General features: G+C 43.7%; 1 protein-coding gene. It reads left to right on the top strand.

The features are described 5' to 3' along the window. Positions 1–175: 175 nt before the first annotated feature. Positions 176–357 (top strand): hypothetical protein (locus PUR26_RS02025; protein WP_329868542.1); only part of this gene is annotated, 182 nt, incomplete at its 3' end.

Raw genomic sequence — 357 nt, 5'->3', positions numbered from 1 at the left:
GAGCGCGAACGCCGTCGTGGGGCTGGTGGGGGGGTTGGGGGGGTGGGGGGCGTGCGTGTCTCCGTCATATTTTTAATTTTACTTAGTATCTTTAATTTTTTTTTTTTTGTTTTTTTTTTTTTGTTTTGAGTGGTTGCGGGTGTGGGTTTGTTGTGTGTTTTTTTTTTTTTTTTTTTTGTTGTTGTGGGTTTTGTTGGTTTTTTGGGTGGTTTTTTGTGGTTTTGTTTTTGTCGTGGTTGTATTGTTTGTGGTCTGTCTTTTTTTTTTTTTTGATGGTGTACTGTTTTGTCGCTATGTGGACGCTGGTGGTGTCGCTGTAGGTGCTGGAGTTCTCGGTGAGGTGGGGTCGCGCCCGCT

It is taken from the genome of Streptomyces sp. SP18CS02, from assembly GCF_036322365.1.
Lineage (GTDB): Bacteria > Actinomycetota > Actinomycetes > Streptomycetales > Streptomycetaceae > Streptomyces.
This window is presented reverse-complemented; position numbering and strand designations above follow the sequence as displayed.